This is a genomic window from Trinickia diaoshuihuensis (genome assembly GCF_003390925.1).
Taxonomy (GTDB): domain Bacteria; phylum Pseudomonadota; class Gammaproteobacteria; order Burkholderiales; family Burkholderiaceae; genus Trinickia; species Trinickia diaoshuihuensis.
In genome coordinates this window covers 54,909-71,812 of record NZ_QUBS01000080.1, presented here as the reverse complement: position 1 = coordinate 71,812, position 16,904 = coordinate 54,909, and the positions used below count along the sequence as shown (strand labels likewise).

The window sequence follows — 16,904 nt, the reverse complement described above, 5'->3', positions numbered from 1 at the left end:
GCGGCACTCATCGGAAGTACGATCATGAATACGCATCTGAATCAGTTCGCGGCGGCGATCGCCGTTGCCGGTCTCGCCATCGCTTCGTCGTCCGCCGGCGCGGCGACGCCGATTCGCATTTGCACGTTTCCCGGCAGTCCGTCGGCCGCGCTCGACAAAGCCGTTGCGCAAGACGCGTTCAAAGCGGCGGGCATCGCCGCGACGGTCGTGGCGGGCGGCATCGACGGCGGCGATGACGACGGTGTCTCGTTGAAGGAGTTGCGCCGCACGCTCGGCCATGGCTGCGATGTCATCGCGGGCTTTCCGCGTTCTAGCGTGGCGGACGGCTCGGGCAGCGCCATGCTGTTTTCGCGCGGTTACTTGAAGGCGAACTACGTGAGCGTCGAGCCGAGCACGCGCACGCAAGCGAACAAGACCGATCAGGTGGTGGCGGCAACCTACGGCAGCCCGTCGCAGTTGATCGCCGTTCAAGAGCAGCACGCGCGCTTCGATCTCGAGAACACGCCCGAATTGACGGTCGAGGCCGTCGCTAGCGGCCGCGCGATGCGTGCGATCGTTTGGTATCCGGCTGTCGTCGCGTATCAGCAAGCGCATGGCCCGCAACAATTCGACGTGCGCAAGACGCGCTCGCCTTATTCCGATTGGCAACTCGTGTTTGCCTTCAGCACGAATGGAGCGGCGCTGCAGCGCAAGCTCGACGGCGCGCTCCAGGCGATGGCGGCCGACGGACGGCTAGCCTCGCTCACGCAAGCATGGACGTTGCCCGAGTCGAGCGAGGCGGCGCAAACGAAGCCGCACGCGTCGTTCGCTTACCTCGACGGTCCCGTCGCGGCGAAACGCCATGGCGCGCTGCGCGATGCGGGCTATGCGGCAAGCAACGCGGGACATGTCGTGAAGGTATCGGCCGACGGCGCCCCTGCCGCGGGTACGAGCGCGCCGTCGTTCGATCGCGCGCAAGTCGCGCACGGCAAAACGCTCTATGGCAGCGCCTGTGCGAAGTGCCATGGGGCCAACCTCCAAGGCATCACGGCGCCGGCGTTGAGCGGCCCGGCGTTCGCTCCGGTCTCGGGCTCGCATCTGACGATCGGCGGCATCTACACCTATATGTCGACGAATATGCCCGCGGACCGACCGGGCAAGCTCAAGGACGGGGAGTACGCCGACATCATGGCGTACCTCTTGAACGCGAACGGCTACGCACCCGGCAGCGCCAAAATGACGGCCGACGCCGCGCGCTCCTCGACCACGCTGCTCAACGCGGGGCCGCTCGGCGCGGGCCAGTCGGCCGCGGGCACGTCCACCGCATCGGCGAAGTGAGCGCGTAAGCGATGGGCATCCTGGCAAACGAGCAACAAGCGAGTCGCTCGACGCCGAACGACTCCGTCGCGCTGTTCTTGCGCGAGATGGCGGCAACGCCGCTGCTCACGCGCGACGAGGAACTCGTCTTCGCGCAGCGCATCGAGGCGGCGCGCGTTCTGGGCATGGCGCAGTTCACGCGCCATCCCGCGGCGCTGAGCGAACTGGCATCGATCAGGCGAGAGATCGAGGACGGCAAGGCGCCGCCGAGCAGTTACGTCTTCGGCTTCTCGCTCGATGAGCCCGATGCGGCCATGAGCGACGGCATGGCGACAGGCGGCGTCGTCGAAATGGAGGATTCGCCTGAGCGGCAATCGGCGCTCGTCGCTCAATTGGCCTATATCGAGCAAGGCGCCGCTACGCTGCGCGAAGCGATCGCGCGCGCCGGGTACGGCTCGCTGTCTTACCGGCGGGCGCGTCGTGAACTGCGAGCGAGATTGGCCGTCGTGCGCTTCACGGGGCGAACCATCGATCGCATGGCTCAGGCGTTCTCACGGTGTTGCGCGAGCTTATCGGCGCCGCGATCGCCAGCGAGCGTTCTTGCCCCCGCTACTGCCTATCCCCTTGCCGATGCGAAGCCCGTTGAAACGTTCCTCTTTCGTTTGGCGCGTTGTATCGTCGACCGGCTAGCGGCGATCGATCGGGGTGCGCAGCAGGCGCGCGTGTGCTTGCTCAAGGGCAATTTGCGTCTCGTCGTATCGATCGCACGGCGTTACACGGAACGCGGCCTTGCGCTGGCCGACCTCGTGCAGGAAGGCAATATCGGACTCATGAAGGCGATCGAGCGATACGATCCGGCGCGCGGTTTCAAGTTCTCGACTTATGCGACGTGGTGGATACGCCAGTCCGTGCTCTATGCGCTCGGCGACCAGGCGAGGCTGATCCGCGTGCCCGTGCACACGGCCGACTCGCTGAGCAAATTGAGCCGTGTGACGCTCGACCACGTGCATCGCGTGGGCGGCGTGCCGACGCCAGCGGCGTTGGCGAAGAAGATGGGGATGCCGATCGATAAGGTGCGCGACCTGACGAACATCGTACGCGATCCCGTCTCGATGGAGTCGCTCGCCGCGCCGGGGAGCGACGCGACGATCGGCGAGTTCATCGCGGACGAGGCCATGCCCACGCCGGAGGACGTCGTGACGGCGCATCGCATGCGGCACGCGGTGACGGCCGCGATCGATCAATTGCCCGCGCGCGAGGCGGACGTATTGAGGCTTCGGTTCGGTATCGGCGTCGAAGACGAGCATTCGCTGCGCGAGGTCGGGCGGCAGTTGAACTTGTCGGCTGAACGGGTGCGGCAGATCGAAGTGAGAGCGTTCGAGCGGCTAAGGGGCGAGCCCGGCTTCGCGCGTTTGAAGGCGTACGTGAGTGCGAGCGGGCATTGATGGAGGATAGCCACGGTGTGGCGAGGATCGACCCTTCAAGGCGAAACGCTCGGCGCCACCATGGCGGTGCGAGCGCAAGAGCAGGAGTTTCCAAGGCGGGGCGAGCATAAGCGGCTCGCCGCGATCGCGCTCGCCGTGCTTGCGCTTCACGGTGTTGCGGCAATCTCGTTGTCTCGCCGGGGCTTGGATACGCTGCCGGTTGCGGTCCCGCATCGTCTGCCGCTGCACGTGCATCTCTTGACGGAGAAAAGCGTTGCACCGGCAGTGGCCATAGTCGCAGCGGCCCGGCATCGAGACACGGCACAAGTCGCGCGCCACCGTGAGGCCGCGGCCAATCAGGCATCGAATCGCTCGAATACCCGTGCGGTATCCGAGCCTACCCCTACACCAGCGCGCAAACCGCTGGCCGCTACGAGCGCATCCGCAACGTCGTCCCGTGAGCCCGTTGCACAGCCCGCGACGGATACAGCATCTGCCTTACCGTCCGTGCAAGAGCGTCAGGAGGAACATCGAACACCCGAGCCGCCGGCGCACGACCCCGACACCGCTCCGCTATTCGACGCCGCCTACCTGCACAACCCCGCGCCCGAATATCCGGCGATCGCGCTGCAGCGTCGATGGGAGGGCACCGTGCTGCTGAACGTGCATGTGCTCACGAACGGTAGCGCGCGCGAGGTCACGGTGATCGCCTCGAGCGGCCACGATTCGCTCGATGCCGCGGCGATGCAAGCCGTGGCCGACTGGCACTTCGTCCCCGCGCATCGGGCGGGGCAGGCGATCGACGCATGGGTGAAAGTCCCTCTGATATTCAAGGCGGCTTGAGCGCGCGAACGCGTCAGCACGTCGGCCACGAAGCTGTTATGCCGACGTTTAGTTAAATCGGCCGTTGTCTAAATTTGAAACACGTCGACCGGGCGTCTATCGTTGTTGTGCCGAAATGAAACACCGGTATGCGGTTGCGCGCTCGCGGTTTGCCGGTTTTCAACGCTTCACCTTTGGCATGCTTGTTGCCTCATCCTGCCGACAGCCGATTGGCGCTGTGATTTCCATTTCAGAGAACGCAATCGAAAGGAGACATGCGATGGACCTGTTTGACCTCAAACAACTCGGCCTGGACGTCGAATACCCGTTCCGCAAGCAATACGACAACTATATCGGCGGCAAGTGGGTCGCCCCGGTCGGCGGCAACTACTTCGAGAACGTGTCGCCCATCAACGGCAAGCCGTTCTGCCGCATCCCGCGTTCGAGCGCCGAGGACATTGAGCTTGCCATCGATGCCGCTCACGCGGCGCGCCGCAAATGGGCCAAGACATCGACGACCGAGCGCGGCAATCTCCTGCTCGCGGTGGCGGACCGGATGGAGAAGAACCTGAAGCTGCTCGCGGTGGCCGAGACGATCGACAACGGCAAGCCGCTGCGCGAGACGATGGCCGCCGATCTGCCGCTCGCCGTCGATCACTTCCGCTATTTCGCGGGCTGCATTCGCGCGCAGGAAGGCGCGATTTCCGAAATCGACGACAACACGGTTGCTTACCATTTCCACGAGCCGATGGGCGTCGTCGGTCAAATCATTCCGTGGAATTTCCCGTTGCTGATGGCGGCATGGAAGCTGGCCCCCGCGCTCGCGGCCGGCTGCTGCGTCGTCATGAAACCGGCCGAACAAACGCCGGCCTCGGTGCTCGTGCTGATGGAGTTGATCGGCGATCTGTTCCCCGCGGGCGTCATCAACATCGTCAACGGCTTCGGCAAGGAAGCCGGCGAAGCGCTGGCGACGAGCAAGCGCATCGCGAAGATCGCCTTCACGGGTTCGACGCCGGTCGGCAAACATATCCTGCGCTCGGCCGCGGAAAACCTGATTCCGTCGACAGTCGAACTCGGCGGCAAGAGCCCGAACATCTTCTTCGCCGACGTGCTCGACCAAGACGATGCGTTCCTCGACAAGGCGCTCGAAGGCCTCGCGATGTTCGCCTTGAATCAGGGCGAAGTCTGCACGTGTCCCTCGCGCGTGCTGATTCAAGAATCGATTTACGACCGCTTCATCGAAAAAGCGATTGCCCGCGTCGGCAAGATCAAGTCCGGTCACCCGCTCGACATGCAGACGATGATCGGCGCGCAGGCGTCGCAGCAGCAGCTCGACAAGATCTTGTCGTACATCGATATCGGCCGCGGCGAGGGCGCGCAATGCCTGACCGGCGGTGCGCGCACGGCGCCGCTCGCCGAATTGGGCGACGGCTTCTACATTCAACCGACGATGCTGCTCGGTAACAACAAGATGCGCGTGTTCCAGGAGGAAATCTTCGGGCCCGTGGCGTCGGTGATGACGTTCAAGGACGAGCAAGAAGCGATCGAGTTGGCCAACGATACGTTCTACGGTCTCGGCGCGGGCGTATGGACGCGTAACGGCACGCGCGCCTATCGCATGGGTCGCGAGATCGAAGCGGGCCGCGTCTGGACCAACTGCTATCACCTGTACCCCGCGCACGCCGCGTTCGGCGGATACAAGCAATCGGGCATCGGCCGCGAAACGCATAAGAAGGCGCTCGAGAACTACCAGCAAACGAAGTGCTTGCTGGTCAGCTACCAAGCGGAAGCGCTCGGCTTCTTCTGATCGCCGGCCGCGACGGCTCGGGCACCGCGGCAACATGCGGTGCCCGAGCGAATGCTTTTAGAACGCGTGGCGCACGCCGATATTCGCGCCTACCGTCGTGCCCGACAGCCCATACAGCGTGTTGTCGCTGAGCCCGAAGCCGGTGTTCATCGCGCCGTGGTTGTTGACCACCGCGGCTTGCGCGTAAAGCTGCGTCTCTTTCGACAAGCTGTATACGCCGCCGAGCGCACCCATAATCGAGTGATTCTTCGTATCGTTGCGATCGCTCGTGAACCAGACGCCGCCGTTCAGATCCAGCGCCGGGGTGACTTGATAGTCCAAGCCGCCGTTATAGACGTTGTTGCTGAACGATCCCGCCACCTTGTAACTCGCGAACGACGCCTTGGCCGTCAGCGCGCCGAATTGATAGGCCGCGCCGAGCATGCGGCCGACGAACGCGACGGTGCTCGACAACGGCGTGATGGCCGTGCCGCCGCCGTTGCCGTCGTAGAACGCCGCATCGAGCATCAGGCCGCCGTTCTGATAGGCGAGGCTGCCCGAGTACTGCCGTCCCGCTTGGAAATTGCCCGCTTGGCCGCCGAGCGCGAGCATCGCGCTGGCGGTCAGACCCGCGAACGTCGGGCTCGTGTAGGAGATCGCGTTCGAGTTGAATAGGCCTGTGGCGAGGACGTTGTCGACATAGGTGATGAGGCCGCTGCCGAAGTGCGCGAAGTTGCGCGGATCGGCATTATCGATCGCCAATAGGAACGGTGAGAACTGCACGCCCGCCTTGGCCTCGCCGAATGCGCCGTCGAGCCCGACCCACGCTTGCCGTCCGAAGAAGTTGCCGTTCGAGTGGCTAAATCCCCCATTGGCCACGCTGATCCCGCTCTCGAGCTGGAATTTGGCCTTCAGGCCGCCGCCCAAGTCCTCGCTGCCCATCAACCCGATCGCCGAGGGCGTGAGGCCCGTATCCATGAACGAGAATTGATGCCCGGCGTTCGCGCCCGGGTTCGCACCGGGCGTGCGGTTCGTATAGACGAGGCCCGCATCCAGATCGCCGTACAGCGTCACGCTGCTCTGCGCGAAGCTAGGCGTGCTCGCGACGGCGCCGAGCAAGGCCGCCGACCACAACATTTTTTTACTGCGCATTGTCTACCTCCATGGGTTGGTATCGATTGATCGAATCGGCACTCCGGTTTAAATAGGAGTACTAATTAACGATCGAACGCTTTGAGAAGCGCGTGCGCGGCTCGGCCCTGTCGGGGCCGGTCGTGCAGGCGTGCAGCCGTCGTCGCCGGATGAGCGATACGATCGGAGCGGACCCGGGATGGACTTCGGCGCTTAGGCCGAGGCGGGGCTTGGATGCCGATACGCGCGGGTGGCGCGCATCGGCGAAGCGACGCGGGCCGGTTTAGACGGCCCGGCCGAGTTGATCCAGAATGTCGGGGTTTTCGAGCGTGGAGATGTCTTGCACGATCGCATCTCCCTTCGCGAGCGAGCGCAATAGGCGGCGCATGATCTTGCCCGAGCGCGTTTTCGGGAGGTTCTCGCCGAAGCGGATCTCCTTCGGTTTGGCGATGGGCCCGATTTCCTTGCCGACCCAGTCGCGCAGCGTCTTCGCGAGTTGCTCCGCTTCGTCGCCTTCGGGCAGCGCGCGCTTGAGCGTGACGAAGGCCACCACCGCTTCGCCGGTCGTCGCATCGGGCCGTCCCACGACGGCGGCTTCCGCGACGAGTTCGTGCGCGACGAGCGCGGATTCGATCTCCATCGTCCCAAGCCGGTGACCGGAGACGTTGAGTACGTCGTCGATCCGCCCCGTGATCGTGAAGTAGGCGGTTTCCCGGTCACGCACGGCGCCGTCGCCGGCAAGGTAGAGCGCCCCGCCGAGTTCGGCCGGGTAGTAGCTCGCCTTGAACCGCTCGGGGTCGCCCCAGATCGTCCGAACCATCGAGGGCCAGGGCCGTTTCACGACGAGTATGCCGCCCTGTCCGTCGGGTACGTCCTGACCCGTTTCGTCGACGACGGCGGCCATGATGCCGGGCAGCGGCAGCGTGCACGAACCGGGGACGGTCGCGACGGCGCCTGGGAGCGGCGCGATCATGTGTCCGCCCGTTTCGGTTTGCCACCATGTGTCGACGACAGGACAGCGCTCGCCGCCGACGTGCTTGCGATACCAGAGCCAAGCCTCGGGGTTGATCGGCTCGCCGACGGTGCCGATGATGCGCAGGCTCGTGAGGTCGTAGCGGTCGGGGTGCACGCTCTCGTCGGCATCGGCCGCTTTGATCAGCGAGCGGATTGCCGTAGGAGCCGTATAGAACAGCGAGACCTGGTGATCGGCGATCATCTTCCAGAACCGCCCGGCGTTCGGATAGGTCGGGACGCCCTCGAACACGACTTGCGTCGCCCCGAGCGCGAGCGGCCCGTAGGCGATATACGTATGGCCCGTGATCCAGCCGATATCGGCCGTGCACCAGAACACGTCTTCGCGCTTCCAGTCGAACGTCCACTTCATCGTCTGCACGGCCCAGAGCAGGTAGCCGCCCGTGCTGTGCTGCACGCCTTTCGGTTTGCCCGTCGAGCCGGACGTATAGAGAATGAAGAGCGGATGCTCGGCGCCGACCCATTCCGGCTCGCAGGTGTCCGGTTCGTGCTCGACGACCTCATGCATCCACAGATCGCGGCTGTCGTCCCACGCGATCTTGCCGCCGGTGCGGCGATAGACAATGACCGTACGCACGGCATCGCAATGGCCCATGGCGAGCGCTTCGTCGGCGATCTGCTTGAGCGGCAACGTTTTGCCGCCGCGCACTTGTTCGTCGGCGGTGATCAGCGCGACGGCGCCTACGTCGACGATCCGCTCATGCAACGATTTGGCCGAGAATCCGCCGAACACGACCGAGTGCGTCGCGCCGATGCGCGCGCACGCTTGCATGGCGACGATACCCTCGATCGACATCGGCATGTAGATGACGACGCGCTCGCCCCGCTTGATGCCGCGCCGCTTCAGGGCGTTGGCGAATCGTGCGACGCGCGACAGCAACTGGGCGTACGTGACGCGCGTGACGGTGCCGTCGTCGGCCTCGAAGACGATCGCGACGCGCTCGCCGTGGCCGGCGGCGACATGCCGGTCGAGGCAGTTGTGGGAAGCGTTCAGTTCGCCGTCTTCGAACCACGTATAGAAGGGGGCATTGGATGCGTCGAGTACCTTCGAGAACGGCTTGCGCCATTCGAGCGTCTCGCGCGCCAGGCGGCCCCAGAATCCTTCGTAATCGCGCTCGGCTTCAGCCACGAGCGCGCGATAGGCATCGATGCCGGCGACGTTCGCGCCGGATCGAATCTCGGCGGGCGGCTCGAATCGCTGCTTCTGACTGGGCAATTCCATCGAGGTGGTCACAGGTGTCTCCGCTAATGTCGTAGTAGGTCGATGCGGCGCGAGGGATGCAACATGTATGCCAATCGGTGCGGCGCCGGTCTGACGCGGATTGACGCGGATCGGCCTTCGGCTGGGGCTCCCGGGACGCCGGGTACTGCTTCAGATTGCGACGATGCGGTGTTTCAGGCCGCGACAGTGGGACGCATCGCGATGCTTGGAATAGGGCAGCTTCGTAAGCTCGGCGGCGATCGGCGTGGAACGTTTCATCCGCCCGGCCAAAAGCGCAAATCCGTTTCGCCCAAGCGTTCGCGCGAGAAAAATCAGCCCCGCCGGCTTCGACTACACTTAAGCACCTTAGCCAAAACGCCTATCTATCATGGCGCATTTGTTTTTCGCGGCCTCGATTCAACGGCACATCGCGATGCCGGAGCGCGATGTCGCCGCGCGCTCGGTGGACGAAGCGCTGTCGATCGTTTTCGCGGACGAGCCGCGTCTGCGCGGATACATCCTGGACGATCAGGGCGGGCTGCGCCGGCATTTGTCGGTATTCGTCGACGGCCGGCCCCTGCGCGATCGCCGCCGTTTGTCGGATCCGGTGGAGACTGACTCGCGTATTTATGTGGTGCAGGCACTATCGGGGGGCTGAAGGGCCAGGCCCGTGACGACAAAGACGGAGACATAGCGTGAACGACGACCGCTTGATCGTAGGTACCCGCAAAGGACTATTCATCTTCGAGCGGGACGATGTGAACCCTCGGCGTTGGCGGCAAGCGGCGCTTCACTTCATCGGCGAGCCTGTCACTTCGGCGCTTGCCGATCCGCGCGACGGCACCCTCTATGCCGCGCTCAATCTCGGTCACTTCGGCGTCAAGCTGCATCGTCTGCCCGCGGGCGCCGGCGAATGGGAGCCGTGCGCGGCACCCATGTACCCTCAGCAGCCTGACGCGCAAGCGGCGGCCGAACCTTCCGATTCGCAAAGCCCGGCGGCGAGCGAACCGTTATGGTCGCTGGAGCAGATTTGGACGCTCGAGCCCGGCGGGAATGACGAACCCGGCGCGCTCTGGGCGGGGACGATTCCGGGCGGGCTGTTTCGCTCGGACGACCGCGGGACGACATGGACATTGAACCGCGCGTTATGGGACCGCCCCGAGCGTCGCGAGTGGGGCGGCGGCGGGTACGACCATGCGGGCATCCATTCGGTACTGGTCGATCCACGCGACAGCCGGCACGTGACGATCGCGGTGTCGTCGGGCGGCGTCTGGCAAACGCATGACGGCGGCGGCACATGGCGTCCGTCGTCGAAAGGCATGCAAGCCGATTACATGCCGCCCGAGCGGCGCGAGGAAGAAAACGCGCAAGATCCTCATCGCGTCGTCCAGTGCCTGGCCGCGCCCGATATGCTCTGGACGCAACATCATTGCGCGATTTTCCGCTCGACCGACGGCGGCGAACGTTGGACGCGCGTCGAGGCCGAGCCGTCTAACTTCGGTTTTGCGGTGGCCGTTCATCCGCGCGATCCCGATACCGCCTGGTTCGTGCCCGCCGTCAGAGACGCCTGCCGCATTCCCGTGGACGGCCGGTTCGTCGTTACGCGCACGCGCGACGGGGGCCGTACGTTCGAGGCGTTCTCGGAGGGGCTGCCGCCGGCGCCTGCCTACGATTTGGTCTATCGCCACGGGCTCGCCATCGATTCGACGGGGAACCGCCTCGCGATGGGTTCGACGACGGGCGGGCTATGGGCATCCGACGACGCCGGCGAAAGCTGGCGGGAAATCTCGGCGCATCTGCCGCCTATCTATCACGTGAGTTTCGGGTAAACGCTCGGGATCGAGATCGCGTGTTAGCGCGCCTTGAGCGCCCACAGTGCGTCGAGTACGTGCCCGGTGGCGCGCTCGACGTTGCCGGTTCGATGCGCGATGCCCAGTTCGCGCCATAACGCGGGACGCAGCGGCCGCATGGCGATGCGAGGATCCGAGCGCGCGGCCCCGGCCTCGTGCGGCAGCAGCGTCGCGCCGTACCCTGCGGCCACGAGACTTTTGATCGCATCGTTGTAGTTCAACTCGATCCGCGCGGCCGGCCGATAGCCGCCGAGCGCGAACCATTCCGACGTCTGCCGCGAAAGCCGCGTGTTCGCGTCGTTCAGAATCAGCGGCTGTGCGGCGAGCCAAGCGGGCGTGACGCGCGCGGGCGGATTCCAATCGGCCGGCAGGAATGCCATGACGGGATCGCGCCGCCAAGGCCGTATCGCGAGCCCCGCCGCTGTCGATTGCGGCAAGGCGACGATGCCGACATCGAGCGTGCCCTGAGCGAGGCGCGCCAGCGTTTCTTGCGAGGTCAGCACGGCGATCTGGACGTCGATATCGGGGTGATGTTCGCGCAGTTGCGCGATCGCTTGCGGCAGTAGATGCGCGATTGCGCCCGTCGATGCACCGAGGCGGACGCGGCCCGCGAGGCCCTGCACTTGCCGGCTGACATCGTCGAGTGTCGATTCGACCTCGGCCAGCAGACGCCGCGCGCGCTCGACGAGCACGTCCCCGATCGGCGACGGGCGAACGTTGCCGCGCTTGCGTGAAAGCAGCGGTGCGCCGATTCGGCTTTCGAGTTCGGCGATGTGTAGGCTGACCGTCGGCGGCGCGAGATGGAGCACTTGCGCGGCGCCTGCGAACGAGCCGTGGTCCGCGATCGCCACGAGCGTGCGCAAACGGTCCAAGCTGATCTCGCGCATCGGCGGTCTCCATGAATATCGGTGATTCAGAAATCATGAATTACATCGTTATGAAATTCAACTTTTCATAGGTGAGGTGCTGGGCGCACGATACGGTCTCCATTTTCGAAAACCGCACCGAAGGAGGGCGATCGCATGCATGTTCCGACCGTTTTCATCGATGGCGACCAGGGCACGACCGGGTTGCAGATTCACGAGCGCCTACGCGGCAGAACGGACCTTCGTCTGGTCACGCTGCCCAGCGCCGAGCGCAAGGACCTGCAACGCCGAGGCGAGGCCATCAACGATTGCGACATCGCCATATTGTGTCTGCCCGATGCCGCCGCGCGCGAAGCGGTGGCCGCTATCCGTCGCCCCGAGGTGCGGGTGATCGATGCAAGCTCGGCCCATCGCACGCAGCCGCAATGGGTCTACGGATTACCTGAACTGGACGAGGGGCAAGCGCAACGTATCGCGCGCGCCGAGCGAGTGACGAACCCGGGTTGCTATCCGACTGGCGCGATCGCGCTGCTGCGTCCGCTGATCGAGGCAGGTCTGCTGCCGCGCGACTATCCGGTTGCGATCCATGCGGTCTCGGGCTATTCGGGCGGCGGGCGGGCCGCGATCGACGAATACGAGTCGGGCGAGGCGTCGCACGCCGCGCCGTTCAAGGTGTATGGACTGGCGCTCGAACATAAGCACACGCCCGAGATCGAGTTGCACGCGGGCTTGGCGCATCGTCCATTCTTCGTTCCCGCCTACGGCGCATTCAGGCAAGGCATCGTGTTGACGATCCCCATTGCGTTGCGCTTGCTCCCGGCCGGCACCGGCGGCGAACGGTTGCATGCGTGTCTGACCGAGCGCTATGCGGGCGCGCGGCACGTGCAGGTGATGCCGCTCGCCGATGCCCGTGCCGCAACGCATCTCGATCCGCAAGCGTTGAACGGGACGAACGACTTGCGGTTGGGCGTGTTCGTCAATGCGGACCGGGGGCAGGTACTGCTGTCGGCCGTATTCGACAACCTCGGCAAAGGCGCCTCCGGCGCAGCCGTGCAGAATCTCGATTTGATGCTTGGTGCGTAGATGCGACGTGGGCGCGCATCTTATAACAACATATGTTGTGTTAGTATTGTTTGTAACGTTGTATGTTGTTGGAATCGGAGTGCCCATGTCCTATGTTTTCCATCGGATGCCGAACAAGCCGTTGCCCATCGCCGTGGCCGGAGACGGCATCGAGATCGTCGACTCCACGGGCAAGCGCTATATCGACGCGAGCGGCGGCGCCGCCGTCTCGTGTCTCGGCCATAGCCACCGGCGCGTGATCGACGCCATCGAGAAGCAGGCCCGCCAACTGGCCTACGCGCACACGTCGTTTTTCACGACCGAGGCCGCGGAAGCATTGGCCGAGCGGCTCGTGTCGAAGGCGCCGCCTGGTGTCGGGCATGTGTACTTCGTTTCGGGCGGCTCGGAGGCGATCGAGGCCTCGCTGAAGCTCGCGCGCCAGTATTTCGTGGAAGTAGGCCAGCCCGCGCGCAAGCGTTTCATCGCGCGGCGCCAGAGCTATCACGGCAATACGCTCGGCGCGCTTGCGATCGGCGGCAACGCTTGGCGGCGCGAACCGTTCCTGCCGCTGCTGATCGAAGCGCATCACGTCAGCCCCTGTTATGCGTACCGCAATCAAGCGAGCGGCGAATCGGAGGCAGCCTACGCTCAGCGATTGGCGGACGAACTCGAACGCACGATCCTCGAACTCGGCCCGGATACTGTCGCCGGTTTCGTGGCCGAGACGGTGGTCGGTGCAACCGCGGGCGCGGTGCCGCCCGTGGCCGGATACTTCCGCAAGATCCGCGAGGTTTGCGACAAGTACGGCGTGCTCTTGATTCTCGATGAAGTGATGTGCGGAATGGGGCGCACCGGCTACCTCTATGCGTGCGAGGAAGAGGGCGTCTCCCCCGATTTGATGACGATCGCCAAGGGCCTCGGCGCCGGCTATCAGCCGATCGGCGCAATGCTCGTCGGCGACCGAGTCTACGACGCCATCGTGCGCGGTTCGGGTTTTTTCCAGCACGGCCATACTTACATGGGACATGCGACGGCCTGCGCCGCCGCGCTCGAAGTGCAGCGCGTGATCGAGGAGGACGATTTGCTCGCGAACGTGAAGACCCGCGGCGAGCAATTGCGCGCGATATTGCGCGAACGGTTCGCGCAGCATCCGCATGTCGGCGACATTCGCGGCCGGGGTCTGTTCGTCGGCGTCGAATTCGTGCTGGAGCGCGAGAGCAAAGCGCCGTTCGACCCACGATGCAAGCTCAATGCGCTCATCAAGCAGCAAGCGATGGCACGTGGCTTGATGGTGTACCCGATGGGCGGAACGATCGACGGCACGCGCGGCGACCACGTCCTCCTCGCGCCGCCGTTCATTTGTACCGCCGGCGATATCGAGCGTATCGCCGAGCGCTTGTGCGATGCTGTCGGTGCGGCGCTGACAGAAGCCGGTGCGGTGGCGCCAAGGTGATTCGCGCTTTGGGGCCCTCTAGTACGAACGACGGAGATGCGATGAACACGAAAGGAACCGAGGCCGGCCGCTTGCCGCCATTCGATCGGGCGGCGGCCACGCCCGCTCAATTGGCCGTATTGGACGAGATCTTGTCGGGGCCGCGCGGCAATCTTGCCGGTCCGTTTCTCGCCTGGATCGCGAGTCCCGAACTCGCCGAGAGGGCGCAGCGGCTCGGCGCGTTTTGCCGCTATCAAACCGGTCTGCCGTTACGCCTTTCCGAGCTTGCGATCTTGGTGACGGCGGCCCAGTGGCGCGCGCAGGCAGAATGGCAGATCCACTATCCGATCGCCCTCGAGGCGGGGCTGCCGTCCGATGTCGCGAAGGCGTTGCTCGAGGGGCGGCGCCCCGATTTCGCGGATGCGGACGACGCCTTGATTTACGACTTCGCGACAGAGTTGTACGACGCGAAGCGCGTGACGGATACGACATTCGACAAAGCCGTGCAGCGCTTCGGCCATGAAACGACGGTCAACCTCGTGGGCCTGCTCGGCTATTACGCTTTGGTCTCGATGACGCTCAACGTGTTCGGGATGCGAGTCGATGGCGATGCGCCGCTGCCGTTCGCCGAGTGACGGACCTAGGCAAGCGCCTTCGCCGCGACACGCACGATCATGAATACCCCCGTCGCCAGCAGCATCGGCATCCATGCCGCCGACATCGACCATCCACCGGGCATCGGACTCTCGCCCATCGCCGGCATCGAGCGGCACACCCAGAGGGTGGCGGCAACCGACAGGCCCCATGCAAAGCCAAGAGCCGCGTCGAACCTCGCACGGGCCGGCGCGCCGAACTCACCGATGCGCGTACTCATCGTGCCGCTTCCACCAGACGCCGGTCTCGTTACGGCCAAGCGGCGCGCGGTCGAGCCACTGGTACATGCCCCATAACGCGTCGAGCCCGCGGGCATAGGTCGAATACGTGTGATAGACCGTGCCGTCCTCGAGCACGAACGCGCTCATGCCGGGCCGGTCTCTCGCGTAGGTCTTCGTATCGGTCCCGCAGCTTTGCGCGAATTGTTCGACGGGGGCGGGCGCCGGGTCGGCGTCCATCGCATGGCGGCCACGCACGTAGTTGTATTCGACTTCGCCGTCGCGCTGCTGCATCTGCGTGAACGAGACGTTGAAATCGAAGTTGAAATCGTTGTCTCCGGAACTGGCCCACGGAAACGTCCACCCCATGCGCCGCTTGTAGGCTTGCAGCTTGTCGAGCGAGGCGCGCGAAACAGCGGTCAACGTGACGTCGTGCTGCGCGAGATGGACCGCGAAACCGTCGAGCGCGTCGGCGATCGAGGAACACGACGGGCAGCCGGCTTTGTAGTCGGGGCCGAACATGAAGTGATAAACGAGCAGTTGCGAGCGTCCCTCGAATAGGTCGGCCAGCGAGGCCGGGCCGTGCTCCGTTTCGAACCGGTAAGTCTTGTCCACCGGCACCCAGGGCAGCGCTTGGCGCTGCCGGGCGAGTTCGTCGCTGCGCCGAGTCAGCGCTTTTTCGGCTTCGAGCAACTGAAGCCGTGCGGCCAGCCACGCTTCGCGCGTGCCTATCGCATGGGTCGTCATCGTTTTCTCCTTCGAATGAGTGTCGGGCGGCCGCGCAGCGAGCGAGGCAGGGCAGCCATGGCGCCGGCAAGACGTGAACTTCTCTCGAGACGGCACGTGCTAGATTAGTGACCGGCACCCATCCGGGGGGAGTGACAAGTATGGCGGGATTCGCATGGACGCCCTGATTGCCGCCGCCGCGCGTGCCCTCGCGACGGGCGACGCGCTCGGCGCCCTGAACCGCGTCGCACTGCGCGACGACGCCCCCGCACTGGCGCTGCGCGGTATCGCCATGGCCCAACTGGGCGAGCTTGCGCGCGCGAAGGTATTGCTGCGCACCGCGGCGCGCGCCTTCGGCGGCAAGGCGCCGCTGGCTCGTGCGCGCTGCGTGGTGGCCGAAGCCGAGGTGGCGCTCGCCGCGCGCGATCTGAGCGGCCCGCGCAAGTCGCTCGGCGCGGCGCATGCGGCGCTCGAGGCGCACGGCGATCGGATCAATGCCGCGCACGCGCGTTGCCTCGAGGCGCGCTGTCTTTTGTTGACGGGGCTGCCCGACGAAGCCGAACGCGTGCTGGAAGCCGATTCGGCGCGCGCATTGCCGGCAGCGTTGCGGGCATCGCGCGCACTCGTCGCGGCAGGCATTGCGCTGCGACGGCTGCACGCCGCACAGGCACGCGATGCGCTGCGGCGAGCCGAACAAGCCGCGCGCGAATCGGGCATCGACGCGCTGATCGCCGAGGTCGAACGCGCGGCGCTCGCGCTGAGCGCGCCGGCAGCGCGCTTGATCGCGCAGGGCCGGACGCGGCCCGTTACGCTGGAGCAAGCGCAGGCGCTCGCCTCGCCGCGTCGCTTGATCGTCGATGCATGCCGTTACGCGGTTCGCGTGGCGGACACGAATATTTCGCTCACCTCCCGTCCCGTATTGTTCTCGCTGGTGTGCGAACTCGCGCAGGCGTGGCCCGAGGACGTGCCCAGAGAGGCGTTGATCGCGAGGGCCTTCCGCGCCAAGGCGATCGACGAGTCGCACCGCGCGCGGCTGCGCGTCGAGATCGGCCGCTTGCGCGCGTTGCTGCGGCCGGTGGCCGATGTCACGGCCACCAAGCGCGGCTTCGCGCTGATGCCGACGCTCGCCTCGGAGGTCGTCGTATTGGCGAGGCCCGTGGACGAGAAACATGCGGCTGTGCTCGCGCTGCTCGGCGACGGTGAGTCGTGGTCGAGTTCCGCGCTGGCGCTGGCGTTGGGCGCGAGTCAGCGTTCGGTGCAGCGAGCCCTCGACGCGCTGGCCGGCTCCGGCAAGATCCAATCGGTCGGAGCGGGGCGTGCGCGCCGTTGGATGCTCCCGAGCGTCATCGGATTCGCGACGGCTTTGTTACTCCCCACGCCGTGGGCAAACGAATAGGATGAGCG

At 65.3% G+C, this 16,904-nt stretch carries 15 protein-coding genes; 10 read left to right on the top strand and 5 right to left on the bottom strand.

The genetic code is table 11. From position 1 onward, the window contains the following. Positions 1–24: 24 nt before the first annotated feature. From DXT59_RS18030 to exaC, 4 genes are all read left to right on the top strand, one after another. Positions 25–1,317 carry a c-type cytochrome gene (locus DXT59_RS18030; RefSeq protein ID WP_116138274.1) on the top strand — a complete coding sequence of 431 codons (1,293 nt, stop codon included), beginning with the start codon at positions 25–27 and terminating at the stop codon, positions 1,315–1,317. Between the two features lie 11 nt (positions 1,318–1,328). Further along, a complete protein-coding gene (locus tag DXT59_RS18025) occupies positions 1,329–2,741 on the top strand; it encodes an RNA polymerase sigma factor RpoD/SigA (protein ID WP_116138230.1) in 1,413 nt (470 codons plus the stop codon). A 15-nt stretch (positions 2,742–2,756) separates the two neighbouring features. Continuing rightward, complete coding sequence (locus tag DXT59_RS18020) at positions 2,757–3,563, top strand: energy transducer TonB (RefSeq protein WP_240324564.1); 807 nt, start codon at positions 2,757–2,759, stop codon at positions 3,561–3,563. Between the two features lie 259 nt (positions 3,564–3,822). After that, complete coding sequence (gene exaC, locus DXT59_RS18015) at positions 3,823–5,349, top strand: acetaldehyde dehydrogenase ExaC (protein WP_116138228.1); 1,527 nt, start codon at positions 3,823–3,825, stop codon at positions 5,347–5,349. Positions 5,350–5,406: 57 nt separating this feature from the next. On the opposite strand, the gene DXT59_RS18010 is transcribed toward exaC, so the two are convergent. Together DXT59_RS18010 and acs are read right to left on the bottom strand one after the other, a co-directional pair. Beyond that, on the bottom strand, positions 5,407–6,480 hold the full coding sequence (locus DXT59_RS18010; protein ID WP_116138227.1) for a porin: 1,074 nt from the start codon (positions 6,478–6,480) through the stop codon (positions 5,407–5,409). 262 nt (positions 6,481–6,742) lie between these two features. Continuing rightward, positions 6,743–8,713 (bottom strand): acetate--CoA ligase, encoded by a 1,971-nt coding sequence (acs, locus tag DXT59_RS18005; protein WP_116138226.1) that lies wholly within the window; start codon positions 8,711–8,713, stop codon positions 6,743–6,745. A gap of 367 nt (positions 8,714–9,080) precedes the next feature. Between acs and DXT59_RS18000 the strand changes: the two genes are divergently transcribed. Then, on the top strand, positions 9,081–9,350 hold the full coding sequence (locus DXT59_RS18000) for a MoaD/ThiS family protein (RefSeq protein ID WP_116138225.1): 270 nt from the start codon (positions 9,081–9,083) through the stop codon (positions 9,348–9,350). Between the two features lie 37 nt (positions 9,351–9,387). Continuing rightward, on the top strand, positions 9,388–10,521 hold the full coding sequence (locus tag DXT59_RS17995; protein WP_116138224.1) for a WD40/YVTN/BNR-like repeat-containing protein: 1,134 nt from the start codon (positions 9,388–9,390) through the stop codon (positions 10,519–10,521). 23 nt (positions 10,522–10,544) lie between these two features. On the opposite strand, the gene DXT59_RS17990 is transcribed toward DXT59_RS17995, so the two are convergent. After that, entirely contained in the window at positions 10,545–11,429 is an 885-nt protein-coding gene (locus DXT59_RS17990) for a LysR family transcriptional regulator (protein ID WP_116138223.1), read from the bottom strand. 135 nt (positions 11,430–11,564) lie between these two features. Here DXT59_RS17990 and argC point away from each other — a divergent pair, with 135 nt between their 5' ends. From argC to DXT59_RS17975, 3 genes are all read left to right on the top strand, one after another. Beyond that, positions 11,565–12,491, top strand: a complete 927-nt coding sequence (gene argC / locus DXT59_RS17985) for an N-acetyl-gamma-glutamyl-phosphate reductase (protein WP_116138222.1) — start codon at positions 11,565–11,567, stop codon at positions 12,489–12,491. 85 nt (positions 12,492–12,576) lie between these two features. Then, positions 12,577–13,923, top strand: a complete 1,347-nt coding sequence (locus DXT59_RS17980; RefSeq protein WP_116138221.1) for an aspartate aminotransferase family protein — start codon at positions 12,577–12,579, stop codon at positions 13,921–13,923. A 41-nt stretch (positions 13,924–13,964) separates the two neighbouring features. Further along, complete coding sequence (locus tag DXT59_RS17975) at positions 13,965–14,537, top strand: carboxymuconolactone decarboxylase family protein (protein WP_116138220.1); 573 nt, start codon at positions 13,965–13,967, stop codon at positions 14,535–14,537. Between the two features lie 5 nt (positions 14,538–14,542). Here the strand turns inward: DXT59_RS17975 and DXT59_RS31220 are convergent, their stop codons facing one another. Continuing rightward, a complete protein-coding gene (locus DXT59_RS31220; RefSeq protein ID WP_240324563.1) occupies positions 14,543–14,776 on the bottom strand; it encodes a hypothetical protein in 234 nt (77 codons plus the stop codon). After that, positions 14,757–15,521 carry a DUF899 domain-containing protein gene (locus tag DXT59_RS17965; protein ID WP_116138219.1) on the bottom strand — a complete coding sequence of 255 codons (765 nt, stop codon included), beginning with the start codon at positions 15,519–15,521 and terminating at the stop codon, positions 14,757–14,759. The genes DXT59_RS31220 and DXT59_RS17965 overlap by 20 nt, the downstream gene beginning before the upstream one ends. A 154-nt stretch (positions 15,522–15,675) precedes the next feature. On the opposite strand from DXT59_RS17965, the gene DXT59_RS17960 reads away from it, so the two are divergent. Next, a complete protein-coding gene (locus tag DXT59_RS17960) occupies positions 15,676–16,896 on the top strand; it encodes a helix-turn-helix domain-containing protein (protein ID WP_116138218.1) in 1,221 nt (406 codons plus the stop codon). Positions 16,897–16,904: the final 8 nt, after the last annotated feature.